General features: G+C 65.0%; 25 protein-coding genes. 9 read left to right on the plus strand and 16 right to left on the minus strand.

Annotated features, from left to right (window positions below; translation table 11 throughout):
• Positions 1 to 19 precede the first annotated feature (19 nt).
• From ACM42_RS19140 to ACM42_RS19155, 4 genes are all read right to left on the minus strand, one after another.
• Positions 20 to 241 carry a hypothetical protein gene (locus ACM42_RS19140; RefSeq protein WP_014494771.1) on the minus strand — a complete coding sequence of 74 codons (222 nt, stop codon included), beginning with the start codon at positions 239 to 241 and terminating at the stop codon, positions 20 to 22.
• A 37-nt stretch (positions 242 to 278) separates the two neighbouring features.
• Positions 279 to 515 carry a hypothetical protein gene (locus tag ACM42_RS19145; RefSeq protein WP_239629799.1) on the minus strand — a complete coding sequence of 79 codons (237 nt, stop codon included), beginning with the start codon at positions 513 to 515 and terminating at the stop codon, positions 279 to 281.
• A gap of 200 nt (positions 516 to 715) precedes the next feature.
• Positions 716 to 1,234: a transcriptional regulator LdtR gene (gene ldtR / locus ACM42_RS19150; RefSeq protein ID WP_025036696.1), complete on the minus strand. Its 519-nt coding sequence runs from the start codon at positions 1,232 to 1,234 to the stop codon at positions 716 to 718.
• A 536-nt stretch (positions 1,235 to 1,770) separates the two neighbouring features.
• The gene (locus tag ACM42_RS19155; RefSeq protein ID WP_035674874.1) at positions 1,771 to 2,274 is read right to left on the minus strand and encodes a DUF6163 family protein; all 504 of its coding nucleotides are present in this window, start codon (positions 2,272 to 2,274) and stop codon (positions 1,771 to 1,773) included.
• A 122-nt stretch (positions 2,275 to 2,396) separates the two neighbouring features.
• Between ACM42_RS19155 and hemB the strand changes: the two genes are divergently transcribed.
• The 3 genes from hemB (at position 2,397) to ACM42_RS19170 (ending at position 5,208) form a co-directional block, all read left to right on the plus strand.
• Complete coding sequence (gene hemB / locus ACM42_RS19160; RefSeq protein WP_271529397.1) at positions 2,397 to 3,458, plus strand: porphobilinogen synthase; 1,062 nt, start codon at positions 2,397 to 2,399, stop codon at positions 3,456 to 3,458.
• A gap of 311 nt (positions 3,459 to 3,769) precedes the next feature.
• On the plus strand, positions 3,770 to 4,312 hold the full coding sequence (locus tag ACM42_RS19165) for an RDD family protein (protein WP_271529398.1): 543 nt from the start codon (positions 3,770 to 3,772) through the stop codon (positions 4,310 to 4,312).
• Between the two features lie 119 nt (positions 4,313 to 4,431).
• Positions 4,432 to 5,208 (plus strand): arginyltransferase, encoded by a 777-nt coding sequence (locus ACM42_RS19170; RefSeq protein ID WP_271529399.1) that lies wholly within the window; start codon positions 4,432 to 4,434, stop codon positions 5,206 to 5,208.
• Positions 5,209 to 5,271: 63 nt separating this feature from the next.
• Here ACM42_RS19170 and ACM42_RS19175 read toward each other — a convergent pair whose 3' ends face one another.
• Positions 5,272 to 6,621, minus strand: a complete 1,350-nt coding sequence (locus ACM42_RS19175) for an Nramp family divalent metal transporter (RefSeq protein WP_271529400.1) — start codon at positions 6,619 to 6,621, stop codon at positions 5,272 to 5,274.
• Positions 6,622 to 6,789: 168 nt separating this feature from the next.
• Here ACM42_RS19175 and ACM42_RS19180 point away from each other — a divergent pair, with 168 nt between their 5' ends.
• Positions 6,790 to 8,034 carry an MFS transporter gene (locus ACM42_RS19180; protein WP_271529401.1) on the plus strand — a complete coding sequence of 415 codons (1,245 nt, stop codon included), beginning with the start codon at positions 6,790 to 6,792 and terminating at the stop codon, positions 8,032 to 8,034.
• Between the two features lie 16 nt (positions 8,035 to 8,050).
• Here ACM42_RS19180 and ACM42_RS19185 read toward each other — a convergent pair whose 3' ends face one another.
• Positions 8,051 to 9,310, minus strand: coding sequence for an adenylate/guanylate cyclase domain-containing protein (locus ACM42_RS19185; protein ID WP_271529402.1), 1,260 nt, complete (start codon positions 9,308 to 9,310; stop codon positions 8,051 to 8,053).
• Positions 9,311 to 9,482: 172 nt separating this feature from the next.
• Here ACM42_RS19185 and ACM42_RS19190 point away from each other — a divergent pair, with 172 nt between their 5' ends.
• Both ACM42_RS19190 and ACM42_RS19195 read left to right on the plus strand, forming a co-directional pair.
• Positions 9,483 to 10,640, plus strand: a complete 1,158-nt coding sequence (locus tag ACM42_RS19190) for an MFS transporter (protein ID WP_271529403.1) — start codon at positions 9,483 to 9,485, stop codon at positions 10,638 to 10,640.
• 31 nt (positions 10,641 to 10,671) lie between these two features.
• On the plus strand, positions 10,672 to 10,863 hold the full coding sequence (locus ACM42_RS19195; RefSeq protein WP_271529404.1) for a hypothetical protein: 192 nt from the start codon (positions 10,672 to 10,674) through the stop codon (positions 10,861 to 10,863).
• Positions 10,864 to 10,917: 54 nt separating this feature from the next.
• Here ACM42_RS19195 and dmeF read toward each other — a convergent pair whose 3' ends face one another.
• Complete coding sequence (gene dmeF / locus ACM42_RS19200; RefSeq protein ID WP_271529405.1) at positions 10,918 to 11,907, minus strand: CDF family Co(II)/Ni(II) efflux transporter DmeF; 990 nt, start codon at positions 11,905 to 11,907, stop codon at positions 10,918 to 10,920.
• A gap of 196 nt (positions 11,908 to 12,103) precedes the next feature.
• On the opposite strand from dmeF, the gene ACM42_RS19205 reads away from it, so the two are divergent.
• The 3 genes from ACM42_RS19205 to ACM42_RS19215 all read left to right on the plus strand — a co-directional run bounded on the left by ACM42_RS19205 (position 12,104) and on the right by ACM42_RS19215 (position 15,201).
• Positions 12,104 to 12,922, plus strand: a complete 819-nt coding sequence (locus ACM42_RS19205; protein WP_271529406.1) for a chromate resistance protein ChrB domain-containing protein — start codon at positions 12,104 to 12,106, stop codon at positions 12,920 to 12,922.
• Entirely contained in the window at positions 12,923 to 14,308 is a 1,386-nt protein-coding gene (chrA, locus tag ACM42_RS19210) for a chromate efflux transporter (RefSeq protein WP_271529407.1), read from the plus strand.
• Between the two features lie 275 nt (positions 14,309 to 14,583).
• A complete protein-coding gene (locus ACM42_RS19215) occupies positions 14,584 to 15,201 on the plus strand; it encodes a hypothetical protein (RefSeq protein ID WP_271529408.1) in 618 nt (205 codons plus the stop codon).
• 1,013 nt (positions 15,202 to 16,214) lie between these two features.
• Here ACM42_RS19215 and ACM42_RS19220 read toward each other — a convergent pair.
• From ACM42_RS19220 to lepB, 9 genes are all read right to left on the minus strand, one after another.
• Positions 16,215 to 17,759: a GMC family oxidoreductase gene (locus ACM42_RS19220; protein ID WP_271529409.1), complete on the minus strand. Its 1,545-nt coding sequence runs from the start codon at positions 17,757 to 17,759 to the stop codon at positions 16,215 to 16,217.
• Positions 17,760 to 17,763: 4 nt separating this feature from the next.
• Positions 17,764 to 19,314, minus strand: coding sequence for an ABC transporter substrate-binding protein (locus ACM42_RS19225; protein ID WP_271529410.1), 1,551 nt, complete (start codon positions 19,312 to 19,314; stop codon positions 17,764 to 17,766).
• A 251-nt stretch (positions 19,315 to 19,565) separates the two neighbouring features.
• Positions 19,566 to 21,824: a DNA topoisomerase IV subunit A gene (gene parC / locus ACM42_RS19230; RefSeq protein WP_271529411.1), complete on the minus strand. Its 2,259-nt coding sequence runs from the start codon at positions 21,822 to 21,824 to the stop codon at positions 19,566 to 19,568.
• A 61-nt stretch (positions 21,825 to 21,885) separates the two neighbouring features.
• Positions 21,886 to 22,173, minus strand: a complete 288-nt coding sequence (locus ACM42_RS19235; RefSeq protein WP_271529412.1) for a hypothetical protein — start codon at positions 22,171 to 22,173, stop codon at positions 21,886 to 21,888.
• A gap of 99 nt (positions 22,174 to 22,272) precedes the next feature.
• Positions 22,273 to 23,025, minus strand: a complete 753-nt coding sequence (gene recO, locus ACM42_RS19240) for a DNA repair protein RecO (RefSeq protein WP_271529413.1) — start codon at positions 23,023 to 23,025, stop codon at positions 22,273 to 22,275.
• A 159-nt stretch (positions 23,026 to 23,184) separates the two neighbouring features.
• Complete coding sequence (locus tag ACM42_RS19245) at positions 23,185 to 23,565, minus strand: hypothetical protein (protein WP_271529414.1); 381 nt, start codon at positions 23,563 to 23,565, stop codon at positions 23,185 to 23,187.
• 21 nt (positions 23,566 to 23,586) lie between these two features.
• Positions 23,587 to 24,513 (minus strand): GTPase Era, encoded by a 927-nt coding sequence (gene era / locus ACM42_RS19250; RefSeq protein WP_271529415.1) that lies wholly within the window; start codon positions 24,511 to 24,513, stop codon positions 23,587 to 23,589.
• Positions 24,503 to 25,339 (minus strand): ribonuclease III, encoded by an 837-nt coding sequence (rnc, locus tag ACM42_RS19255; protein ID WP_271529416.1) that lies wholly within the window; start codon positions 25,337 to 25,339, stop codon positions 24,503 to 24,505. Before rnc ends, era begins: the two co-directional genes overlap by 11 nt.
• Positions 25,336 to 26,100, minus strand: coding sequence for a signal peptidase I (lepB, locus tag ACM42_RS19260; protein WP_061877333.1), 765 nt, complete (start codon positions 26,098 to 26,100; stop codon positions 25,336 to 25,338). The genes rnc and lepB overlap by 4 nt, the downstream gene beginning before the upstream one ends.
• Positions 26,101 to 26,250: the final 150 nt, after the last annotated feature.

Below are 26,250 nucleotides of genomic sequence, written 5' to 3' on the forward strand. Positions count from 1 at the left end.
GGCTCAAGCCGGCGGCGTTTCACAGCCCCGTATACCCCGCCTTCACCGGATCGACGCTGCCGTCGAGCTGGCGCAGATAGGTCAGGCCGCAAACCGTCAACCTGTGAGGGTCCTTCTCGCCGGCTTCCATCAACGTATTGAGATAGTTCGTGACCTTGGCCCGGGCCTCCTCGCTGGCCGCGGCGGTGCGGTTGGCGAGCAGGTCATAGGTCTGCATGATGCGGTCGATGGCAGCTTCCATGGCATCCTCTGGTTCGTCGCGATTTTGGGAGTTTCGATCAGGCAACCGCCTTGGCCTCGATCTGCGCCTGGAACCGGGCAATCGCCTTGTTGGCCAGCCTGATCTTGTTGAATTCGCCTTGCTGGAGCAGCTTGACGATGAGGCCGAGCAGGCGCTCGTCAGTGACGAGCGTGTCGGGGATCGCGCCGGAACGGCGAAGGTAATTCGCGGCAATGCCATAGGCCTCGCTGACGAGTTCCACGTTCATCGCCCGAAGCCCGCGCTCGACCAGCATCGACATCTCTCCGATCCGAAAGAGATAAGCGCCCAGCCCGGAACTGGTTCCTCACGGCCGGCACATTTTTTCGCAGGTGCGAGAACACAAAACGCACCGGTCCGGAAAATCCGGGCCGGCGCGCTTGGGGAGGTCAGGCACGTTCGGGAAGGCTGCCGGTCTTGTTGCGGGCCGGCTTGGCCTTGATCCCTTCAGAAAACTCAGAGGCGATAGAGGATCTGGTCGGTCCAGAACCGCTCGAGGCGGTGCAGCGACTTGTTGAGGGTCGCAAACTCGTCGCCGGAGATGCCGCCGACCTGCTCCACCGTCTTGACGTGCTTCTGGTAGAGCGCGTCGACGATGCGGCGGACTTCCTGGCCCTGCGGGGTCAGGCGGATGCGCACCGAGCGGCGATCAACGCGCGAGCGCTGATGATCGAGGAAGCCGAGTTCGACGAGCTTCTTCAGATTGTAGGAGACGTTGGAGCCGAGATAGTAACCGCGCGTGCGCAGCTCGCCCGCGGTCAGCTCCTTGTCGCCGATGTTGTAGAGCAAGAGCGCCTGGACCGAGTTGATGTCCGCACGGCCGCGGCGATCGAATTCATCCTTGATCACGTCGAGGAGCCGGCGATGCAGCCGCTCCACCAGAGTCAAAGCTTCCAGATAGAGCGACTGCACCGAACCCTGCTGGCCGGAGACGCGCTCTGCGGTATCTGCCGCAGTTGCGACGGCTTTCATCATGACACTTCCCCTGTTGTCGTTTTTATCGACACTTATTCGACGAAACTTGTGTCCCGCCTGATAGGTGCAACTTAAGGGGCGCGTTTGAAGATCGGCTTAAATAAGAGAATAAAGAGATCATGAATTTAAGACAGTGAATTGCGGATTAAGCCTGTGCCACAAGCACTTTTCGCAACCGTCTGTTGACCTTCGCAAGGTCCTGTTCACCCTCCGTCCGCCCCTGTTGTCGCATTCCAGAACAGCCCCGCCCCGTTTCGAAACGCGCGCGTAAGAGCTGTGGCGAAAGCGGCTGGTTAGCGAAAACTTACGTCGAATTTTACGCAACCAACGGTCAACCAAGAGCAACACTCTCATGTCCCGGACAAGCGCCGCGAAGCGGAGCGCAGAGCCGGGATCCGGATGTCGCAAACTGAGATCGCGGCGAAATGGGCCCGGCTCAGCAGAGCATCACCATAGCGCATTGACGACGCGCGCAAACACGCTGCTGATGCTGCGCTGCGTCCGGGGCACGAATGTTCGCGCGTCGAGAAACGCTGCTACGGCGGCCGTTCGCGCGCGGCCATCCAGGCGAGCGCGAGATAGGCGGCAAGCATGAAGACCTCGACGCCGACCACGACGAGGCTGCCGCCGTAGATTCCAGGGAACATCAGCTCGATCACGGCCATCGACACCACGGTCGTGAGCCACACCACCGCGCCCCAGGGCGTGGCGAGCCAGAGGCCGACCGCGGCCACGAGCTCGATCACGGCGAAGTAGACGGTCGCGGCCTGCCAGGCCATCGACTGGTTCTCGAACGCCTCGTCCTCGCCGCCGACGAACCCCGTCACCTGGGCCCAGTGATAGAGACCCTTCAGGATCGAGAGCAGCGCCATCACCCGCAGGAACAGCACCAGCCGGCGCGTCCAGACATTGTCATCGGACTGGGTGCGCTCCGACGAGATCGCCGCCACCGACAACGCGCTCTCTCTGGCATTGTCTCGGGCGGCGTCCCTGGCCTGGGCGCCGTCGCGGGCCGCATCGCGGGTGGAGATCTCGGACATGGCCCCTTCTGGCTGCTTCGCCCCGCAAAATCAATCGGCTGCCATCCCTTGCGGCAGGTCAAGCCGCGGTGACGGGAACCATGCGAGCTGGTATAAGAATAATTCCAGCCGGAGGAAGAGTGATGGCGATCAAATACGGACGTCCGATCGAATTGCGCGAGGTTTCGCGCCGGGATAGCACGGCAGTGCCCCATGCCCTCGATCTGACCGTCCGTCCGCGCCGTAACCGCAAGGCCGAGTGGGCCCGGCGCATGGTGCGCGAGAACATCCTCACCACCGACGATCTGATCTGGCCGCTGTTCCTGATCGACGGCCACAACAGGCGCGAGCAGGTCGCCTCGATGCCGGGCGTCGACCGCCTCAGCGTCGACCAGGCCGTGCGCGAGGCCGAGCGCGCCATGAAGCTGACCATCCCCTGCATCGCGCTGTTTCCCTACACCGACCCCTCCTTGCGCGACGAGGAAGGCTCGGAGGCCACCAACCCGGACAACCTGGTCTGCCAGGCGGTGCGCGCGATCAAGAAGGAGTTTCCGGAGATCGGTATCCTCTGCGACGTCGCGCTGGATCCCTTCACCAGCCACGGCCACGACGGCCTGATTTCCGACGGCAAGATCCTGAACGACGAGACGGTGGCGGTGCTGGTGCGCCAGGCGCTGGTGCAGGCCGAGGCCGGATGCGACATCATCGCGCCCTCCGACATGATGGACGGCCGCGTCGCCGCGATCCGCGAGGGGCTGGATCGCTCAGGTCTGCTCGACGTGCAGATCATGGCCTATGCGGCCAAATATGCCTCCGCCTTCTACGGCCCGTTCCGCGACGCCATCGGCTCGGCCAAGACGCTGACCGGCGACAAGCGTACCTATCAGATGGACAGCGCCAACACCGACGAGGCGTTGCGCGAGGTCGAGCTCGATATCGCCGAGGGCGCCGACATGGTGATGGTGAAGCCCGGCATGCCCTATCTCGACGTGGTCCGCCGCGTGAAGGATACGTTTGCGATGCCGACCTTCGCCTACCAGGTCTCCGGCGAATACGCGATGATCGCGGCCGCCGCGAACAACGGCTGGCTCGACGGCGAACGTGCCATGATGGAGAGCCTGCTCGCCTTCAAGCGCGCCGGCGCGGACGGCGTGCTGAGCTATTTCGCGCCGAAGGCAGCAGAGAAGCTGCGGACGCAAGGGTAGCCCCCACTGCATCTCCAATGTCGTCCCCGCGAACGCGGGGACCCATACCGCGCGATCTCTTCGTGATGCGCGTTGTTCGTACCGGCGAAGGATCAACCGCTGATCTTCGCCAAACCTCTCCCTTGGGATTATGGGTCCCCCGCGTTCGCGGGGACGACAGCGGGATGTCGCGCCAGCGCGTCTCTTCGACCACCAGCCCGCCCCCGAATCGCCGGAATATTTCGGTTTGCTGACGCCCGCGCGCCCTTGGCACGGGCATGGTCTGTTCCCATGTCGTGCCACGAGGGTTTTTCCTCCTGGGAGGACGGACGATGTCGTACGACTCGAGTGATTCAGGCGTCTGGCGCAATGACGGCGGGTTGCAGCCGCACGCCTACGACCCCTACCTGCATCCGGAACTGTTCCGCGGCGTGGCGACGCGGCGGGTGTTCGCGTTCCTGATCGACATGGTCGTGATCTCGGTGCCCGTGATCCTCGGCTACGTCTTCATCGCATTGTTCGGCGTGGTCACCCTCGGCATCGGCTGGGCCCTGTTCTGGATCGCGTGGCCGGCCTCCGTCATCTGGGCCATCGTCTATTACGGCGCCTGCATCGGCGGTCCGTCGTCCGCGACGATCGGCATGCGGGTCATGGACCTGGAATTGCGCACCTGGTACGGCGCGCCCGGCTACTTCGTGCTCGGCGCCACCCATGCCGTGCTGTTCTGGATCACGGTCTCGTTCCTGTCGCCCTTCGTGGTGCTGGTCGGCCTGTTCAACGGCCGGCGTCGCCTGCTGCACGATTTCGTGCTGGGCACGGTCGTGATCAACAATTCCGTCCGCGCTCCCGTGCCTCAAGCGGCAAGACCGTACTGATCAAGAACCTATCAACCAGGACGGACTAAGCTGAGTGATCTGACCTGCCGAGCAGACCGATTGACCAGGGGCTTTCGTAGCGCGATGCTGATGCTCAGTTCGGAGGCCCACGACGTCCCTTGACCCAGCACTCGCGCGACACCCCCCAATTTTACCTCACGGCGCCCTCGCCGTGCCCCTATTTGCCCGGCCGGCATGAGCGCAAGGTGTTCACGCACCTCGTCGGCGACCGCGCCGGCGACCTCAACGACCTCCTGACCCATGGCGGCTTCCGCCGCAGCCAGTCGATCGCCTACCGGCCGGCCTGCGACCAGTGCCGCGCCTGCGTCTCGGTCCGGGTGATCGCCAACGAGTTTCGGCCCTCCCGCAGCTTCCGGAAGGTGATGGCGCGCAACGCCGACATCATCGGCGAGCAGCGCAGCGCGGTGCCCACCTCCGAGCAATATTCGGTGTTCCGCGCCTATCTCGACGCCCGCCACCGCCACGGCGGCATGGCCGACATGACCGTGCTCGACTACGCCATGATGGTCGAGGACAGCCACGTCGAGACCCGCATCATCGAGTACCGCAAGCGCGGCCCCGACAGCGGCCTCACCGGCCGCGGCGAGGAGCTGATCGCGGTCGCCCTGACCGACGTGCTCAGCGACGGCCTGTCGATGGTCTATTCGTTCTTCGAGCCGAACCAGGTCAGCCGCTCGATGGGCACCTTCATGATCCTCGACCACATCGCGCGCGCCCGCCGCCAAGGCCTGCCTTACGTCTATCTCGGCTACTGGATCGAAGGCTCCAAGAAGATGGACTACAAGGCCCGCTTCCTGCCGCAGCAGCGCCTTGCACCCTCAGGCTGGCTGCGCATCGACGCGCAGGGCGACGTGGCATCCGAGCCGCAGGATTGAAGGAGCGAATGGTGAATGGCGAATAGGAGAAGCACGCTCCATTCGCTACTCGCTATTCGCCACTCACCCGAACAGCGTATCGGCGAGCAGCTTCAGATTCAAAACCACAATGACACCCGCCACGATCCAGGCGATCGCGGCGACGGATTTGGGTATCGCGAACTGACCCATCTTGCGGCGGTCGGAGACGAAGCGGACCAGCGGGATGACGGCGAAAGGCAGTTGCATCGACAGCACGACCTGGCTGAACACCAGCAGATCCGCCGTGCCGCGCTCGCCATAGATCGCCGTGACGATGATCACGGGAATGATGGCGATGCCGCGCGTCAGCAGGCGGCGCGCCCAGTTCGGCAGGCGCAGGTCGAGAAAGCCCTCCATCACGATCTGCCCGGCGAGCGTCGCCGTCACCGTCGAATTGAGGCCGGAGGCCAGCAGCGCCACCGCGAACAGCGTCGAGGCGATGCCGAGGCCGAGCAGCGGCGACAGCAGCTCGAAGGCCTGACCGATCTCGGCCACATCGGAATGGCCGCTCTTGTGGAAGGTCGCGGCAGCGACAACGAGGATGGCGGCGTTGATGAACAGCGCCAGCATCAGGGCGATGGTGGAGTCCGTCGTCGCCCATTTGATCGCTTCGCGCCGGCCCGTCTCGTTGCGCTCATAGGCGCGCGTCTGCACGATCGAGGAATGCAGATAGAGATTATGCGGCATCACGGTCGCGCCGATGATGCCGATCGCGATGTAGAGCATTTCCGGATTGGTGAAAATCTCGGTCTTCGGCAGGAAGCCGTGCAGGACCTCCGCCACCGGCGGGGCCGCAGCCACGATCTGGATCGCGAAGCAGACGGCGATCACCGCCAGCAGCGCGATGACGAAGGCTTCCAGGAAACGGAAGCCGCGGTTCATCAGGAGCAGCAGCAGGAAGGCGTCGAGCGCGGCGAGCAATGCGCCGCCGATCAGGGGAATGCCGAACAGGAGTTTCAGCGCGATCGCGGTCCCGATCACCTCGGCGAGATCGCAGGCGATGATCGCCGCCTCGCAGGCAATCCAGAGCAGGAAGTTCACCGCCGGTGAATAGGTGGCGCGGCAGGCCTGCGCGAGGTCGCGGTCGGTGACGATGCCGAGCCGCGCCGCCAGCGACTGGAGCAGGATCGCCATCAGGTTCGAGAGCAGGATGACGGACAGCAGCGTGTAGCCGAACTTCGACCCGCCGGCGAGATCGGTCGCCCAATTGCCGGGGTCCATGTAGCCGACCGAGACGAGGTAGCCCGGACCGACGAAGGCCAGCAGCCGCCGGGACCAGTGGCCTCGCGGGATCGCGACTGTGGAATTGACCTCGGCGAGGCTCTTGGTGGTGGGCGCGTCGGCACGCCAGGCGGTGGCGTCGGGAGTCAGGTGGGGTGATCGGGCATCCATGCCGGCAGAATAACCAACTTTGTTCTTATTGCAACTCATTTGCAACTGCATCTAGCGGCACCGTTCCGGCGCGGACCGCGGGGGATTTGCCTCTTGTCGGGAAGCGGGTGGGTCTGGTGGTCGTCGGGGGCGAACATTGGCGAAATTCGCCTTTGCAGGATATGAGCCATGTCAACGCCCGCCCGCCTCCCTGACACCTTCAATCGCCTCGCCTGGTCGAACCTCGCGGCGCAATCGGCCGAGCAGATTGCGCTCGCCGCTGCTCCCATCGTCGCCGTGCTGACGCTGGGGGTTGCCGAAGGTCAGACCGGCCTGCTCCAGACTGCGCTCACCTTGCCCTTCGTCCTGTTCGCCATTCCCGCCGGCGTGCTCGCCGACCGCATCTCCCGCCGCCGGCTGATGGCGGGCGCCGAGGCGTTGCGGGCCGCCGCGCTCGCCGCTATCGTGCTCCTGCTCGCGGTGGGGGCCCTCGACTTGCCGCTGCTGGCGCTGCTCGGCTTCGCTGCCGTGTGCGGCACCGTCGTCTACAGCGTCGCCGCGCCGGCGCTGGTGCCCTCGCTGGTGAGCTCGGAGCTGTTGCCGGCGGCGAATGCACGGATCGAGCTCGCGCGCACCATCGCCTTCGCCAGCGGCCCTGCGCTTGGCGGCGCGCTGGTGGGATGGTGGGGCGCCAGCCCGGCCTTCGGCTTTGCCGCGGCACTCTCGGCCATCGCCGTCGTGCTGCTCTCCGGCATCTACGAGCCCGCGCGCGGGCCTGCGCCGCGACGTCATCCGTTCCAGGAGATCCGCGAAGGCGCGGCCTTCGTGTTCCACCATCCGCTGCTGCGGCCGGTATTCATCACCCAGTTCATCTTCAACACCGGCTGGTTCCTGCAGATCGCCGTGTTCGTGCCCTATGCCGTGCGCCATCTCGGCTTGACGGCGGCCGGTGTCGGCGCGGTGCTGACGATGTACGGTGTCGGCATGGTGATCGGCGCGCTCCTCGCCACGCGCGTGATGAAGCGCATTGCCTTCGGCACCGTCGTCGGACTCGGCCCCGTCACCGGCTTCGTCGCCGCATTGGTGATGGCGCTGACGGTGCTGCTGCCCTCGCCGTGGCTCGCGGCCTTGAGCTTCTTCCTGCTCGGCGTCGGTCCGATCCTGTGGGTGATCTCGACCACGACGCTGCGCCAGTCGGTGACGCCGCCGCGCCTCCTGGGACGCGTCTCCGCCATCAACATCATGAGCTATGGCGCCCGTCCGCTCGGCTCGGCGCTGGGCGCGATCGTCGGCGGCCTCTGGAGCGCGGAAGCGTGCCTCTATCTCGCCGCCGCCGTATTCGGCCTGCAGGCGCTCGTGATCCTGCTGTCACCCGCGGTGGCGCTGGACCGGCAGCCGGACATGGTGGGGGACGAAGTGGCAGCGCAATGCTAGCCACGTCGTTGCTGGTTCAATTCGCCAGGTAGCGTTCGTAGCTCCCCGTCACCGGCTCGTTCGCGTCGACCTCCGGATCGAGCGTATAGAGATCCTGCGCGCGGCCGATGCCGCGTAGCGCGTAGCGGCCAGTGGAGACGAGATAGCGGCGGCCGGCGGCATCGAGGCCACTATAAAACTCGGATGAGGCCAGCAGCTCGCGGTCGACCGAGCGGCTCATCGAGGCGATGCGGCTGACCTCGTTGACGGTCGGGCCGACCACAGTGAAATCGAGCCGGTCCTCGCTGCCGATATTGCCGTAAAAGACCTCGCCGACATGCAGGCCGACATAAGCCGACGTGGTCGGACGGCCCTCCGCCGCACGACGCTTGTTCAGCGCGGCGACATTCTTGCGGAACAGGTGCTCGGCCCGTAGCGCGGCCCGCCGCGCATCCGCCATATCCTCGCCCCAGAACATCGCCAGCACGCCGTCGCCGATCAGTTTCAGCACGTCGCCGCCGGCGTGGTGGATCGCGTCGATCACCGTCTGCGCATAGTCGTTGAGGAAGGGAATGATCTCGTCGGGGCCGATGCTCTCGCTGATCCCGGTCGAGCCACGCAGGTCCGAATACCACAGCACCGCGTTGATGCGCTCGGTGACGCCGCGGGAGATGCGCCCGCGCAAAACCTGTTCGGAGGCATCGCGGCCGAGATAGACCCGGCCGAGCGTGCGCACGATGTCGACCTGCTGTGCCGACTTGATCGCCAGACCCAGCACCGGCACCAGATCGCGCAGCGCCTCCAGCTCCAGTCCGGAGAAACCGCTCTCGCGGCGGGTGGTCCAGCAGGAATAGAGGCAATCCATCAGGCCGAGCGCGCCATTCTCGCCGAACCGATGCACGAAGGCGAGATAGTGCTTGTGGCCCTTTTCGGCGAGCTCGCCGATTTGAGAGAAATCCATCGACGGGGCCTCCGCGAGATCGATCACCATCTCGTCGTGGCCATTCTCGAGCATGTGGAAGAACACCGAGCGGCGCCAGCTCTTTGCCGCGTCGCCGTCGGCGGTCGAGCCGTATTCGAACGCATCGCTCTCATTGCTGGGCCGGTCGCTCCAGCGGAAGCCCCTGCCCTCATAGATCGGATGCAGCGTGTCGATGACGACGAGCCCGCGCGACAGTTCCAGCCCCTCGGCGCAGCAGCGCTCGCAGAAGCCGCGGAGCAGCTCGTTCTCTGGCAGGCCCGTGAGCCCCTGGCCGGTCACCCAGTTCATCAGCGCAAGGCGCGAGGTCAATTGCATGCGCCATTATGGCGTGCATTCGTGACGAGCGAAAGGCGCAGGCCCGGCGTGTGCACCAGGCTCCCGTCCCCTGCAGGTCGAATATGTCGCGGCGCCGGTTGACGCCCTCGCCACGCGAACGGCAAATATCGGCGATGATGACTTCGTCGGCCCAAATCGGAAGCCCGCGCGGATGACCCAGCGCCAGCTCCCGATCATCCTGGCGCTCGGTACCACGCAGACCCTGGCCTGGGCCTCGAGCTATTATGTGCCGGCGCTGCTCGCCGATCCCATGGCACACGACCTCGGCGTCTCCTCCAACTGGATCTTCGGCGCGTTTTCGGCCGCGCTGGTGATCTCGGCCATGCTCGGCCCGCGCATCGGACGGCAGATCGATCTCGTCGGCGGCCGTCAGGTGCTGTCGGCCTCGAACCTGATCATCGCCGCCGGCCTCGTGCTCCTTGGGTTCTCGCAATCGATCGCCGTGATGGCGATCGCCTGGCTCGTGCTCGGCATCGGCATGGCGATGGGGCTCTACGACGCTGCCTTCGCCGCGCTCGGACGCATCTACGGCACCGAGGCACGCCGGCCCATCACCGGCATCACGCTGATGGCGGGCTTCGCCTCCACCGTCGGCTGGCCGCTCACGGCCTGGGGCATCGCCCATATCGGCTGGCGCGACACCTGTTTTGCGTGGGCCGCCGCCAACGTCCTGATCGGCCTGCCGCTCAATTTCTTCATGCTGCCGGTGATCAAGGGCGCGAAGCAGGCCGCGGCCACGGCCGAGAAGCCGCACGTGCCGCTCGACCGCACCATGCTCCTGCTGGGCTTCATCTTCGCGGCGGTCTGGACCGTCACCGGCGCGATGGCCGCGCATTTCCCGCGCATCCTGGAGGCGACAGGGGCCACGCCTGCCGAAGCCATCGCCGCCGGCGCACTGATCGGCCCGGCGCAAGTCGGGGCGCGCATGCTCGAAGCCGGCTTCCTCAGCCGCTTCCATCCGCTGTGGTCGACCCGGCTCGCCTGCCTCACCCACCCGCTCGGAGCCATGATCGTTGCGATCTTCGGCGGCGCAGCGGCGAGCGCGTTCGCGCTGTTCCACGGTTCCGGCAACGGCATTTTGACGATCGCGCGCGGCACGCTGCCGCTGTCGATCTTCGGCCCGAAGGATTTCGGCTATCGTCTCGGCATCATCGGCGCCCCGGCACGGATGGCGCAGGCGGTGGCGCCGCTCGCCTTCGGCCTGCTGATCGACCTCATGGGCGCCAAGGTGCTGATCGTCTCGTCTGCGCTCAGCCTTTCGGCGCTTGTGGCGCTGTTCCTGATCCGCCCCGAGCGGCCGCCGGATTGACGGCGCAGCCGCTTTCGCGCAGAAGCGAGCCATGAGCGACGATGCCGGCCCGCCCCGCACATTCAAAGGCCTCCTGCGCTGGGCGACCACGCCGCCGCAGGCCTGGGGCGTCTACCTCCTCGCCGTCCTCTTGGTGTGGCTGCTCTCGTTCTATGCCGGCACGCTGAAGCCGAAGAAGACCCCGGACGCGAGCCCGCCGCCGGTGACCGCGCCGAAAGGCTGATCCGCGCTTCGGCCACAAAGCCTCCGCACCCCGTCTGAATTCCAGTAAGGCCCGTCAATGCGGGCAGGTCTCGACCTCAACCGTGACGTGGCTGAGGCCTTTCAGCCCCGCGAGCCGCCGCTTGTAGACGGCCGGCTGCTTCGGCTTGTCCGACACCACCGAGAGCAGCACGGCACAATGGCCGGGGCCGACCTGCCAGAGATGGAGGTCGGTCACGCGATCGTCGCCGACCTCCATGCGGGCCCGGATCACCCGCTCCAGCTTCTCGTCGGCGCGCACGTCGAGGAGAACCGCCCCCGATGACTTGATCAGGCCGAACGCCCAGCTCGCGATCACGACGCTGCCGATCAGGCCCACCGCCGGATCGGCCCAGACCCAGCCCGAGTACATGGCGACGGCGAGCGCTGCGATCGCCAGCACAGAGGTCGCGGCATCGGTCATGACATGAACATAGGCCGCGCGAAGGTTGTTGTCGTGGTGATGGTGGTGATGATGATGGCCGTGATGATCGTGGTCGTGGTCGTGGTCATGATCGTCATGGTCATCGTGCGCATGGCCATGGTCGTGACCGTGATGGTGATGATCGTGGCTATCGCGCAGCAGCCACACACTGGCGAGGTTGACGCACAGGCCGAGAACAGCCACGGCCATGGCCTCGCCATAGACGATCGGCACCGGCGTGATCAGCCGCAGCACGCTCTCATAGGCGATCTCGACCGCAATCAGGCCCAGGATGATCGCGCTGGCAAAAGCGGCAAGATCCCCGAACTTGCCCGTGCCGAAGGTGAAATGCGCATTCCCCAGATGCCGTCGCGCGAAACGATAGGCGAAGGCGGCAATGCCGAGCGCCGCCGCGTGCGTACCCATGTGCCAGCCGTCGGCCAGCAGCGCCATCGAGCCGAACAGCGAGCCTGCCACGATCTCGCCGACCATCATGACCAGCGTCAGGACGACCACGAACCAGGTGCGGCGCTCGTTCTCGTCGTGCTTCTCGCCCAGGAATGCGTGGTCATGGGTCCATTGCTCGACGGAATGGGAATGCATCGAATTCTCCCGAAGATTCAGGTCTGTCGGCGTGCAATATAGACGGCGGGCACCAATTTTCTAAGGTCCAATCGTCCCGCGGATTGACAGTGCAACTTAGTTTCGCTGTAATCTGCGCCATGGGGATTTGAGCGATCTCCCCACGAGGCGACAGGCCCAAGCATCGCGTCCCGTTCGTTTCTTGCGAGGACGCATCATGTCTACATTCACGACCATTTCGTCTGACAAAATGGCACGGCTGATCGGCACGGCGAACGCGCCTGCACTGATCGATGTGCGCACCGAGGAGGATTTTGCCGCCGACCGGCGGCTGATCCCCGGCTCCATCAAGCTCAGCCACGACAATGTGACGGACTGGGGCGGCGCCTTCGCCGGCCGCCGCGCCGTCGTCTCCTGCTTCCGCGGTGAGAAGCTCGCGCAAGGCACCGCGGCCTGGCTGCGGCAGCTCGGCGTGCAAGCCGAAACGCTGGAGGGCGGCTTCGAGGGCTGGAAGGCGGCCAGGCTGCCGCTGGTCGACGCCCGCAAGCTGCCGCCAAGCGATGCCAAGGGCCGCACCGTCTGGGTCACGCGAGCGCGACCGAAGGTCGATCGCATCGCCTGCCCGTGGCTGATCCGCCGCTTCGTCGATCCCAATGCAGTGTTCCTCTATGTGGCGCCATCCGAGGTGGTCGCTGTCGGCGAGCGCTTCGGCGCGGCCCCCTTCGACATCGAGAACGTGTTCTGGAGCCACCGTGGCGAGCTCTGCACCTTCGACGTGATGATCGAGGAATTCGGGATCGCAACGCCGGCCCTGCTTCGCCTCGCGACGCTGGTGCGCGGCGCCGACACCGCGCGGCCGGATCTGGCGCCGGAGGCTCCGGGCCTGCTCGCGGCCTCGCTCGGGCTGTCCCGGATGTACGACGACGACCTCGAACAGCTCGAGGCCGGCATGCTGCTCTACGATGCCTTCTACCGCTGGTGCCGCGACGCCACCACCGAGACGCACAACTGGCCGACCAACAAGGTGAAGGCGTAAATGGACACCCGTAACGTTCAAGCAGGAGCTGACGCCGGTCACGGCGTCAGCTTCGATGAGGCCTTTCGCGTCTGGCTGCGCGTCGCCTGCCTCAGCTTTGGCGGGCCCGCGGGCCAGATCGCGGTGATGCACCGCATCCTGGTCGAGGAGAAGAAGTGGATCTCCGAGGGCCGGTTCCTGCATGCGCTGAATTACTGCATGCTGCTGCCGGGACCTGAGGCGCAGCAGCTTGCGACCTATGTCGGCTGGCTGATGCATCGCACCGCCGGCGGCCTGATGGCGGGCGGGCTTTTCATCCTGCCCGGCATCATCGCCATCATGGGCCTCAGCTACGTCTATGCCGCATTCGGCAATGTCAGCTTCGTCGAGGCGCTGTTCTTCGGCCTCAAGGCCGCCGTGCTTGCCATCGTCGTCGAGGCCGTGGTGCGCGTCGGCAAGCGCGCGCTGAAGAACCGCATCATGATCGCGCTCGCGGCCGCGGCCTTCGTCGCGATCTTCTTCTTCGCCGTCCCCTTCCCCGTCATCATCATCGCCGCCGCCATCATCGGCTATGCCGGCGCGCGAGCTGGCCGTCCGGAGTTCGCGCCGGCCGGTCACGGCCATGGCGGCAGCGGCGCCGTGATCGACAGCATGCTCGGCGATGCCGTGCCCGAGCACGTGCGCCCCGACACGGCGCGCGCGATCCGCGTCGGCGCACTGTGGCTCGCGCTCTGGCTTGTCCCGGTGATCGCGCTGCTGTTATTCGTCGGACAGGCCAATGTGTTCAGCCAGATCGCGCTGTTCTTCTCGAAAATGGCGCTCGTCACCTTCGGCGGCGCCTACGCCGTGCTGGCCTACGTCGCCCAGCAGGCGGTCGAGCATTATCACTGGCTGAAACCGCACGAGATGCTCGACGGCCTCGGCATGGCCGAGACCACGCCGGGCCCGCTGATCATGGTGCTGCAGTTCGTGGGCTTCATGGCGGCCTACCGCGATCCCAGCGGCCTGTCACCGTTGCTCGCGGCCACGCTCGGCGGCCTGCTCGCGACCTGGGTCACCTTCACACCCTGCTTCCTCTGGATCTTCGTCGGCGCGCCCTATATCGAGCGCCTCCGCGGCAACATTGGCCTCGCCGGCGCGCTGAGTGCGATCACTGCCGCGGTGGTCGGCGTGATCCTCAACCTCTCGATCTGGTTCGCGCTGCACACGCTGTTCCGAGAGACCGTGCCGGTGCACGCGTTCCCGCTGAACTTCGACATGCCCGTGCTGAGGAGCATCGACATCCCCGCGTTCGTGCTGTCCATCGCGGCGGCGACCGCGATCTTTCGGTTCAAGCTGGGCATGCTGACGGTGCTCGCCGGCAGTTGCGCCGCAGGCGTGGCGCTGCGGCTGGCGGGAATCATCTAGGACGTATGGTGGCCACAAAGGCACGGTTCTCGGGAGAGCGCAGAGGACCAATCGTTGAAGCCTGATGTGCTTCTCTCCGGGAACCAGCATAAGGTGGCTGATCATCTGCGAGCTGGAGGGCGAAGCTCCGCCGATCTTTCAATCGTGTAAGGCCGCCGCGAATCCGAGCGTCATTTTGATAACTTCGGACTTTCCACATCCTTGAGACAGATCAAGAGACATCGATCTGGACTGCGGCATAAATTGCCAGGGGCTGTCCAACCTCGGAGAGTATCATGCGAGTTGCACTCTTCTGGCCAACCATTGCCGTTGCATCGACTGCTGCGGCAGCAGCAGCCGCCGCTGCTACCGAAAATCTCAAGGGGACTTACTCGCTGGTCGGTGCTCAAACCTGCTTGGTCGCACCGGCCGGGTTCAAGCAAGACAGCATGGGAAACTTCACAATCCCAATCGGCGAAACCAACCTCAGCCATCTCACCACCGAAGGTCAGGTCATCTACCATGGCGACGGGACCGGCGAGGCGAGACAGACGTTCGTGACCATCGTTCCGCCCCCCAATCCTTTGGGAGCGGCAGTAAGCGCGGGCACACTCTCTTACTCGTTCACTTACACAGCCGAGGGAGAGCACGCTTATCGTATGGCCCTCAAACCCGGCACCTTTCAGGGCAGGCTGAATGCCGGGCCAAATGCCGGCCAGCAATTCTCCATAGAGGGAGACAGCAGGCTGTTCCATGTCTCTGATGACAGAAAGAAGATTACGGTTGCGATAGACAAGCCATACGTTCAGAAGATCACCTTTTCCGGATCATCCCAGCCTGTTCAACGAGTATGCACGTCGATCAGCAACCAGTTGCTAATCGACGAATCCGCTACAGTGGGGAAGGTCAAGTGACCGAGTGGATTGCGATTGGCTAGAGTCCTCCTTCCGGTCGCAACATCGGCGCAAACTTTGCTCGGATTTCGGAAGCTTGCGCCGATGATGATCAACCGGCGACTTCCGCTGTGCCCCGCGGAAGCTGCCGTTCATGAGTTCACGTCCTTAAGGCAAAAGCACGTCGCCAATGCCCGGTCGACCATTGGCGCGGTCGCGCGCAAAACAGCCGCACGCCCTGACCTCAAGCCTTATCAAGGCCCGACAGTTCAAATATTCCACTTTCTCGAAATTCGGATTTGTCGTAAAACGAAACACCCTGGCCCGAGACAAGGGGCGGATCGCGATCGTCACGAGCCGCGGGCCGGGCAGCGATGGACGCGACGGCGTCGGGCGTAACAAGCATTGCAGGGCGGCTTCGGCTGTGAGCAACTTGCCGTCGCGCATACGACACGACGCTGACAGCGTCTTCGCATGGCTTCGGGCGTGAGCACACGCCAGCCCTCGAAGCGACATGCGAGGACGTGCGCGGACGGAGAAGTCGTGTGGTCCTGACGCCCGGGGTCTGTGCGTCAAGTCCTGCGGTGATGCCTGCGGCCCAACCGGGTCCGCACATCAGCCATCCGCAGGGCGACGGGGGCAATAGTGCATCGCTCCCCGAGGAGAGCACGAAGGACACCGTTAAAACCATTTGCGCAGGGAAGGCCGGGCGACCGGCATCACCTGTGGTTCACCCCGTGTGCATTTTTCGGCGCACGGATCTCGGGTGCCAGCCGGCGCCCGAGATCCGTGCGCCCTCGTCATTTTCGAGGGCGTGCGAGAAGCAAAACTCGGGCGACATGCGCCGCGGGAAGACGATCGTGCGTCTGCCGTTTGAAGCGTGCAACGAGCGATGACCTGTCCAGCTTCACACTCGGTGTCGTCGCCGGGCTTGACCGGGCGACCCAGTACTCCGAGACGGTCGTGTTTGATCGATAGGCCGCGGCGTACGGGATGCCCCGGTCAAGCCGGGGCTTGACACCATCGTTGTGCCTCTACCGCATCATCATCCGCGCGATCGCTTCCCCAATCACCACCGTCGTGAAATGCGTGTTGGCCCGGCAATCCGACGGCATGATCGAGGCATCGGCGACGCGCAGGCCGCTTATCCCCTTCACCGTGCCATCCGGATTGACCACGCCGTCGGCATCCCCAACGCCGCTCATGCGACAGCTGCCGGCGGCGTGCTGGATGTCGCCGGTCTCTCGCCGCAGCAGCGCGTCGAGCTCGTGATCCGGCAGCGCCGCGGCCTGCGGCAATGTCAGGTCGGTGTCGGTCAGCCGGATCCAATCGGCGATACCTGATAGCGCCGGCTGGGACGTGATCACCGCGAGCCGCTTCACCGCATCCATCATGCGCAGCATGTCGCGGGGATCGGCCAGCATGTTCTCCTCGACGACGGGATCGATCGCAGGATCGGTCGAGGCCAATTTGAGGGTTCCCCGCGAATACGCGTTGAACAGCCCGGCGCCAATCGCCCCGGACACGCCGACGCCGCGGTGATTGAAGGCAATCAGGATCATGTCGCGCTTGCCGCCATTGGCAAGGCCCGACGAGTAGGTCACGCAGCAATTGGTGTGGCGCGTATCGGGATCGGTGGGACGAAGCTCCTCCCGCAGCTGGATCGTGGCACGAAACAGCGGGTGATCGAAGAAGTGGCGGCCGACCGGCAGATCGCGAGCGACCGCGATCCCCATCGCCCGCAACTCCTCGGCCGGTCCGACGCCCGAGCGCAGCAGGATCGCCGGACTGTGAATAGCGCCGGCGCAGAGCACGATCTGCCGCGCGCTGATCTCGCTGGTGCCTTGCCCCTCGACATGAACGCGGACGCCGGTCGCGCGGCCGTCGCTGATCAGCACGCGATCGACCAGTGCATGTCCGCGGATCTCCAGATTGGCGCGGCCACGCGCGGGCTCGAGATAGCCCTCGTTGGTGGTGATACGGCGGCTGTCGCGGCTGTTGATGGGATAGCAGGCGACGCCCTCGCCGTCCGGGCCGTTGACATCGGCACACCAGGGATAGCCGCTCGCCAGCGCCGCGTCGCGCAAGCCGCGATCGATCGGGCCCCATTTCTCCGGCGGCGCGCGATAGACCGGCAACGGCCCGCCGCGTCCGTGGCCCTCGGCATCGCCGAATTCCAGATCGTCCTCGATCACCGAGAACAGCGGCATCACCTCCTTCGCCGACCAGCCGGTGCAGCCATTGGCCGCCCATTCGTCGAAGGCGTCCGCAACGCCGCGGATGGCGATCTGGCCGTTCATCATCGATGAGCCGCCGAGCCCCTTGCCGCGCCAGTAGAAGCGTGGCTCCTGCCCCGCCACTCGGCGCGTCAAGAGGTCAGGCCATTGCCATTTCTCCTGGTATTCGCGCTTGTGGATGATCGGAATGGGATTGGGCGTCCGCACCTCCCAGGGCGCCTCGTCGGCGCGCCAGTCGCGCCCCGCTTCGAGCAGCAGGACGCGCCGTCCTGGATCCTCGGACAGCCGTGCCGCAACAGCGGCGCCGGCGGAGCCGCCGCCGACAACAATGACATCGTACATCGCGTTACTTCTCAACGTTCCAGAACACCGGGATGGCGGACGGTATCAGACCGCGCAAGGTCGCGCGATAGGCGGCCGGCTGGGCGAACTGGCCCCACGGAATCGCGGGTGCCTGATCGTACATGACGGCCTGGATCTCGCCCGCGATCTTCTTGCGGTCCTCCTCGGCCGGCGCCTTGGCGAAGGCTTCCATCAAGGGCGTGATGCGTTGATCGCATTGCCAGCCGGTGAAGTCGGCGCAGTTGAAGGCAACCATGACGTTGGTCAGCGGCGACCCCAGATCGAAACCGCCGGCGTGAACGCCGTAGACGCTCCAGCCTTCCTTCTTGGCGCGGCGCGCCAGCACGCTCGCCCAGTCCATCACCTGCAGATCGACGTTGAAGCCGGCGGCCTTCAGCCGCTCGGCGAGCACCTGCGCCGAGACGCGCGGCGCCTCGAGATCGTTGGCCTCCATGACGACGACGGGCTCGCCGGCGTATTTGGTCGCCTTCAGCGCGGCCTTCGCCGCCTCGATCGAGGGCTTTGCCGCCGCTTCGGTGCCGGCCTTGCTTTCATAGGTGGTGCCGCAGGTGAAGAACGTCGCGCACGGCGTGGCGTATTTGGCATCGAGCCCGAGCGCATCCAGCACTTCGCGCTGATCGACCAGCTTCCACAGCACGCGCCGGATCGCGGGATCGTCGAACGGTTTCGACGCGGCGTTGAGGCGGTAGGCGCCTGCGAACATGTTGCCGCCGGTGAAATTGACCAGCTTCACGCGGGAATTCTTCTCCAGCGTCGGCAGCAGATCGAACGGCGCGTATTGCATGAAATCGACCTCGCCGGCCTGGAGCGCGGAGGCTGCGGTCGCACCGTCGGGAATGACGCGGATCTCCAGCGTGTCGACATTGACGCGCTTGCCGCCGGCGAGGAAGTCGGCGGGCTCGGGGCGCGGCACATAGTCGGCGAATTTCTTCAGGATCATGCGATCGCCGGTGCGGTGATCGGCCTTGCTGTAGACGAACGGGCCCGAACCGATGATCTCGGTGATGCGCTGATCGCCGGGCGTCTTGGCGATCCGCTCGGGCATCATGAAGGCGACGGGGCTGACGGGATTGCCGAGCGCGTCGATAACGAGACCGGACGGCTCCTTCAACGTCAGCACGAAGGTTTTGGCATCGGTCGGCTCGAGCGATGCGGTGATCGCGAAGATGCGGCGGCCGAGCGCGCTGCGGGTGCCCCAGCGGCGCAGCGAGGCCACGCAATCGGCCGCCGTGACCGGCTGGCCATCATGCCACTTCAGGCCATCGCGCAGGGTGAAACTGTAGGTCAGGCCATCGGGCGAGACCTTCCAGTCCTGCACCATCTGCGGTTTGACGTCGCCCTTGGAGTCCTTCGCAAACAGCGTATCGAACACCATGTAGCCAAACGTGCGCGAAATATAGGCCGTGGAGAAATGCGGATCGAGGGTGACGATCTCCGCCTCGAGCACCGCGACGAGATTGCCCGCCGCATGCGCCGGCGCCGCCTGCAGCACAAGGGCGAACAGCGCGGGGATCAAAGACTTGAGTTTGAACATTGGTTTCTTCTTGCCTTGGCGAAACGGTTACGGTCGCCAGCAAAAAGCAATGTTCGTGCCCGTTCGATCGGAGCACGTATGCGCACACGGCTATCAGCCGCGCGTTTGTGCACCACACCGTCGGTGTCATCGCCCGGCTTGACCGGGCGATCCAGTATTCCAGAGACTATGCGATGATAAAGGCCGCGGCGTACTGGATGCCCCGGTCAAGCCGGGGCATGACACCAATGGTGTGGCGACGGCCTGCGCCCCTACCCGATGCCCCGGCCGAACTTGTTCGACTTCGGAAAACCCTTCGGAGGCAGGCGGCCGGCGTCGGCGCGGGTGCCTTGCCACTCGGCGAGTTCCTTCATGGTCGCGGAGAATTCGCGACCGGCGGAGTCCTTCCAGGTCAGGCCGGCCTTGGCGTCGAACACGGCGACATCCGAAAGGCCGCCATCCTTGTACTTCTGCAAGCGAACGCCGCGGCCGCGCGCCATTTCCGGCACCTGGTCGAGCGGGAAGACCAGCATCTTGCGGTTCTCGCCGATCACCGCGACGGTGTCGCCGAGCACCTCGGTGATCGCGCGCGCCTCGTTCGGCATGTCGACGTTGAGGACCTGCTTGCCCTTCTTGGTGGTGCCGACGCAATCGTCCTCGTTGACGACGAAGCCCTGGCCCTCGTGGCTCGCGACCAGGAATTTGCGTCCGCCCTTGTGGACGAACAGCGCGACGGGCGCGGCTTCCTGCTCGAGGTCGATGAACAGGCGGATCGGCTCGCCGTGACCTCGGCCGCCCGGAAGCTTCGCGACGTCGAGCGAGTAGAACTTGCCGTTGGTCGCGAACAGCAGCAGCTTCGAGGTCGTCTCCGCGAAGAAGGCGAAGCCGAGCTTGTCGTCCTGCTTGAAGGCAAGGCCCGAGAGATCCTCGACATGGCCCTTCATGGTGCGGATCCAGCCCTTGTCGGAGACGACGACCGTGACCGGCTCACGCTCGACGAAGGCCTCCTCGATCGCGGCGAGATCGTGCTCGGGCGCGTCGGCAAAGGTGGTGCGGCGCTTGCCGAGCGGCGTCTTCGGCCCGAACATCTCGCGGACCTTGCCGACCTGCTCGCCGACCTTCTTCCACTGTTCGGCCTCGGAGGCGAGCACCGCGTTGATGCCCTTCAGCTCGTTGCGGAGGTTCTTGTCCTCGGTGCGGATCTCCATTTCCTCGAGCTTGCGCAAGGAGCGCAGGCGCATGTTGAGGATGGCTTCGGCCTGAACCTCGGTGAGCTTGAACGCCTTCATCAGCTCGGGCTTGGGCTCATCCTCGGTACGGATGATCTTGATGACCTTGTCGATGTTCAAATAGGCGATCAGGAAGCCGCCAAGCACTTCCAGCCGGTGCTCGATCTGCGCCTTGCGATAATTGCTGCGCCGGATCAGCACGTCGCGCAGATGGTCGAGCCATTCGCGCAGGGCTTCGGCCAGGCCGACCACCTTGGGCACCCTGCCCTTGATCAGCACGTTGAGGTTCAGCGGTATCTTGCTTTCCAGCTCGGTGAGCCGGAACAGCGATTCCATCATCAGCGCCGGATCGACGTTCTTCGATTTCGGCTCGATCACGATGCGGACGTCTTCGGCCGACTCGTCCCTGATGTCACCGACCAGCGGCAGCTTCTTCTGGTCCAGCAGCTCGGCGACCTTCTCGATCAGGCGCGACTTCTGCACCAGGAAGGGAATCTCGGTGACGACGACGACCCAGCTGCCGCGGGCGCCCTCTTCCTGCTCCCATCTCGCACGGACACGGAACGAGCCGCGGCCGGTCATGTAGGCTTCCGCAATCGCCTGCTTGGAATCGACGATGATGCCGCCGGTCGGAAAATCCGGTCCCTTGACCCACTTCAGCAGCGCCTTGGATTTCGCGTCGGGCTTCTCGATCAGATGCAGCGCGGCATCGCAAAGCTCGGCGGCGTTGTGCGGCGGGATCGAGGTGGCCATGCCGACCGCGATGCCCTGCGCGCCGTTGGCGAGCAGGTTCGGGAAGCCGCCGGGCAGCACGACGGGCTCTTTCGACTGGCCGTCGTAGTTGGCGCGGAATTCGACGCCGTCCTCGTCGATGCCCTCGAGCAGAAGCCGCGCGACGTCGGTCATGCGCGCTTCGGTATAGCGGTAGGCGGCGGGGTTATCGCCGTCGATATTGCCGAAATTGCCCTGGCCGTCGACCAGCGGATAGCGCGAGGAGAAGTCCTGCGCGAGGCGCACCATGGCGTCGTAGATCGCCTGGTCGCCATGCGGATGGAACGAGCCCATCACGTCGCCGACGATCTTTGCGGATTTCTTGAAAGCCGTGCCGGGGTCGAGCCTGAGCAGCCGCATGCCGTACAGGATGCGCCGGTGCACCGGCTTCAGGCCGTCGCGTGCGTCCGGGAGCGCGCGGTGCATGATGGTGGAGAGCGCATAAGCGAGATAGCGCTCTTCCAGCGCCTCGCGCAGCGGCACATCGTGGATTTCGGCCGGTTCTTCCGGCGGAACGATTCGTTTTCCCATGCTGCCCGGTTAAACCGTGGAAGCGAATCGGGCAAGGATCGAATGGTTCCCTGTTGGTGGCCTACTGGCCTGCCCAGCCGGCCGTGAATGTCTGGGTTTTGGCCTGACCAGGCGTTTGGGCGGGTGCCCGCGCATTGGCCACGCAGCGGCGGGCGGCCTCGATCTCAGCCTCGGTCGCGCCGTGGGCCCTCGCCCATGTCTCTGCGGTGGCAGCGGAATATTTCGCCACATAATACCGGACGACCGTGCAGGAAGCCCGGCGAAACAAGCCGGGTTGCGGCTCGCCGGCCATTGCATCGGGCGCGAACGTAAGCAGCGCCGCGGAGAAGGCGAAACCCCTGATCAACATTTAGGCTGTCCCCGTTGTGGAACCTCAAGGCGAACTCGACCGGCCCGACTTCGTTCCGGGGAACTCCATGCCAAGTGGCAATGCAGAGTCCCGATGAACTCATGGCGCGGGAATCGTTGCCCTCGCCTGCTGTCGTATCAGGGCATTGATGAAGCCGGCCCGCGCATCGGAATGGCCCTGCCCGCGCGGCTCCAGCACGTGACGCAGCAGGAACAAGCCGGTGAGCCGGAAGCCGTCCTGGAGATCCTGCTCGGTGAGATCGCTCGCGGTTTCGCCATGGCGCAGAAAGGGCGGCAGCCGCAACAGCCGGTCGCGCCACGGCTCGCCCGCGCCGCGCGACACCGCACCGCCGGATTTCGGCGACACGTAGATCAGGTCCGTGGTCTCGCCGGTCACCGCGCAATTGTCCAGCGCCAGGCCGAACCCCAGCTCGGCGAGCATCGCCAGCTCGAAATGGATCAGATGCACGGCGGCGCTGCCGATATCCTCGAAATCGTCGAGCGAATGCTCGAGCAGCGCAAAGATCTCTTCGTGCGGATCGCGCTCCGGCAAGAGCCGCGCAACCGAGGCGAGATGGGTGACGCCATAGACCCCATGGGACGATGCCAGCAAGGTCGCCGCACGCAGCTTCAATCCCTCGACGGCATAGGTACCGAGATGCTCGTCGAGCCGCGCCCGCCACACCGCGCTAACGCTGTTGCCGGGCTGCAAGAGGGGCCGCATCCGCGAGCCGGCGCCGCCGCGGACGAGGCCGAGATGCCGGCCATGGGCGCGCGTCAAGAGCTCGACGATGGCGCTGCTTTCGCCATGCCGCCGCACCCCCAGCACGATGCCCTCGTCGGTCCATTCCATGGGAGAAGTCTACAGGATTCCAGCTCAGCGCGCAGCGCTCCATCCCGTCATTCCGGGCGATGCAAAGCATCGAACTGGGGTGCGCCCTTGCGCACCCGAGAATCTCGAGGTTCCGGATTCGCCTCTTCGAGGCGCTCCGGAATGACAGAACGTATCAACTCACGCGTTGAACCAGCCCTGCGCATCGCCGGTGAAGGAGAAATAAAGGCCGATCGTGGTCAGTGCGCAGGAGACGATCTCGATGGCGCTGTCGAACTCCATGCCCTTCTCACCGATGATCTGACCGAGCGAGATCACCGACAATACCAGGGCCGCAGCCAGCACCCAGCGCGGCCAGTTCTTGCGCCGATGCGCAGCGAGCCAGACGAAATAGACCAGCAGCAGGATCATGCCGCCGGCGAGCAAGGTCGCCGTCATGATCATCTGCTCGGTCATCTCGGCATTGGGCGTGCGGTCCTGCACCGCGACTGAGAGGGCATCCAGCATCAACGATGCATAGAGCAGCGCTTCGAAGCGCCGGACGTTGCTGGGCACGCTCATCGGATACCGATCTTTTCTTGGTTATTCCCTGGGGAAGTCCAGGCCCATCTCGCGGTAGCGATCGGGATCGTCGCCCCAATTCTCACGTACCTTGACGAACAGGAACAGATGCACCGGCACGTCGAGGATCTGCATCAATTCCTTCCGCGAATCCGCGCCGATCGACTTGATGGTTGCGCCGCCCTTGCCGAGCACGATCTTGCGCTGGCTTTCGCGCTCGACGAAGATCGTCTGCTCGATCCGCACCGAATGATCCTTGCGCTCCTCCCATTTGTCGGTCTCGACCGTGGACTGGTAGGGCAATTCCTGGTGCAGCTTCTGATAGATCTTTTCGCGCGTGATCTCGGCCGCGAGTTGCCGCATCGGCGCGTCCGACATCTGGTCCTCGGGATAGAGGAACGGGCCCGGCGGCACCATTTCCGCGAGCGTCTTGCGGATGTCGTCGACCCCATCGCCCGAGATCGCCGAGATCATGAAGGTCCGCGCGAACTTCATGCGCTCGTTGGCGGCTTGCGCCAGCGCCAGCAGCTTCTCGCGCTGGACCAGATCGACCTTGTTGATCACCAGGATCTTCTCGTGATTGACGCTGGCGGCCTTGGCGAGGATCGCCTCCGCTTCCTCGTCGATCCCGGTCTTGGCATCCAGCAGCACGCAGACGAGGTCGGCGTCATGCGCCCCGCTCCAGGCGGTCGAGACCATGGCGCGGTCGAGCCGGCGCTTGGGCGAGAAGATGCCGGGCGTGTCGACCAGGACGATCTGCGCATTGTTCTCGATGACGATGCCGCGGATCAGCGCGCGCGTGGTCTGCACCTTGCGCGACACGATCGTGACCTTGGCCCCGACCAGCGCGTTGACCAGCGTGGACTTGCCGACATTCGGCGCACCAATCAGCGCAACGAAGCCGCAGCGCGTACCAATGGGCGCTTCGCCGCTTGCTTCAGCCGTCATTGCCGCCGCCAACACCTTCGCGTTCGATCATCACTGAAGCTGCCACCTTCTCTGCCGCGCGCTTGCTGCCGCCGACGCCTTCCGCCGGCGCCAGCCCCGGCAGATCGACCGCGACGCGGAACTGCGGATCGTGATGCGGGCCGGTACGCTCGACCTCGCGGTAAACAGGCGTCGGCAGTCCCTTCCCTTGCGCCCATTCCTGCAGCACGGTCTTGGGGTCGCGCAAGGGACGGCGCGGCTTGTGCATGCGCTCGGTCCAGTTGCGCTTGACGAATTCGGCTGCCGCCGCGTGGCCGCCGTCGAGGAAGATGGCGCCGATCACGGCCTCGCAAATGTCCCCCAGCACGCTCTTGCGCAGGCGCGCGTCGGCGCTGGGGCCGACCGAGCCCAGCTTGATGTCGTCGACCAGACCGAGCGACTTGGCGACGTCGGCGCAGCTTTCCTTGCGCACGAGCTCGGCCAGCCGCTTGGACAGCTCGCCTTCGTCGGCGTTCGGGAAGGCGTGATAGAGCATGTCGGAGACGACGAGCCCGAGCACGTGGTCGCCAAGGAATTCCAGCCGCTGATAGCTGTCGCCGCGCTTGCGTCCGGACTTCAGCGCCGAGACATGCGTGATCGCCTGCATCAGGAGGTTCGGGTCAGCGAAGCTGTGACCGATGCGCGCCTCGAGCGCCGCGTTCGCATCCGTGGCCTTGGCCTTGCTGCTCCGCACCCGCTTCTTCTTCGCAGGCGCCTTGTCTGCAGCTGTCTTGGTCGCAGCTTCCCCTTCGGGGCCCGCTTGCGCCTCGATCGGTTGGGTCGCGATGTCCTTGGCTTCGTCTTTCATCGGACGATTTTGAAGAAACGATTCCAGCGTACCGCCCACGGCCAGCGCCAGAACATCCAGGCATGCTCGCCTTCGGCGATAGAGAAGAAGATCATCTGGGCGCGGCCGATCAGATTCTCCTGCGGCACGTAGCCGACCTGGCCGAGGAAGCGGCTGTCGGTCGAGTTGTCGCGATTGTCGCCCATCATGAAGAAATGGCCGGGCGGCACCGTGTAGACGTTGGTGTTGTCCATGTAGCCGTTGTCGGCGCAGTCCAGCGTCTCATAGGACACGCCGTTCGGCAGCGTCTCCTTCCAGCGCTTCACCCGGGAGATGCCGCCGCCTTCCGAGCCACAGGGGTCTTCGCCGACATATTCGCTCATGCGCTGCCGCTCGACGGGCGTGTCGTTGATGTAGAGCAGCCCGTCCCGCATCTGGACGCGGTCGCCGGGAAGGCCGATCACGCGCTTGATGTAGTCCGTGGAATCGTCCTTCGGCAGGCGGAACACGACGATGTCGCCGCGGTTCGGATCCGAGCCCCAGATTCGCCCCGAGAACAGCGGCGGCGAGAACGGAATCGAATAGTGGCTATAGCCGTAGGAATATTTCGAGACGAACAGATAGTCGCCGACCAGCAACGTCGCCTTCATCGAGCCCGACGGGATGTTGAAAGGCTGAAACAGGAAGGTGCGGATCACCAGCGCGATCAGGAGAGCATGAATGACGACCCGGATCGTTTCACCGACGCCGCTCTCAGTTTTCGTTCCTGAAGTCACGCTCATTGCTCTCTCAATTCCGGCCGGCGGTCACAGAGCGCCCTCCTGGCGCGAACAGCCCATTGCTTCGCGGCCCATGGAGATTGTCCTGATTCTGATAGTGAGGGCCAATTCCGGCGTAAAGCCGAATTCGCCCAAGCTGATTTGCGACGGCGG

Origin of the sequence: Bradyrhizobium sp. CCBAU 25338 (genome assembly GCF_028128965.1) — a bacterium.
GTDB classification, from domain to species: Bacteria; Pseudomonadota; Alphaproteobacteria; order Rhizobiales; family Xanthobacteraceae; genus Bradyrhizobium; species Bradyrhizobium liaoningense.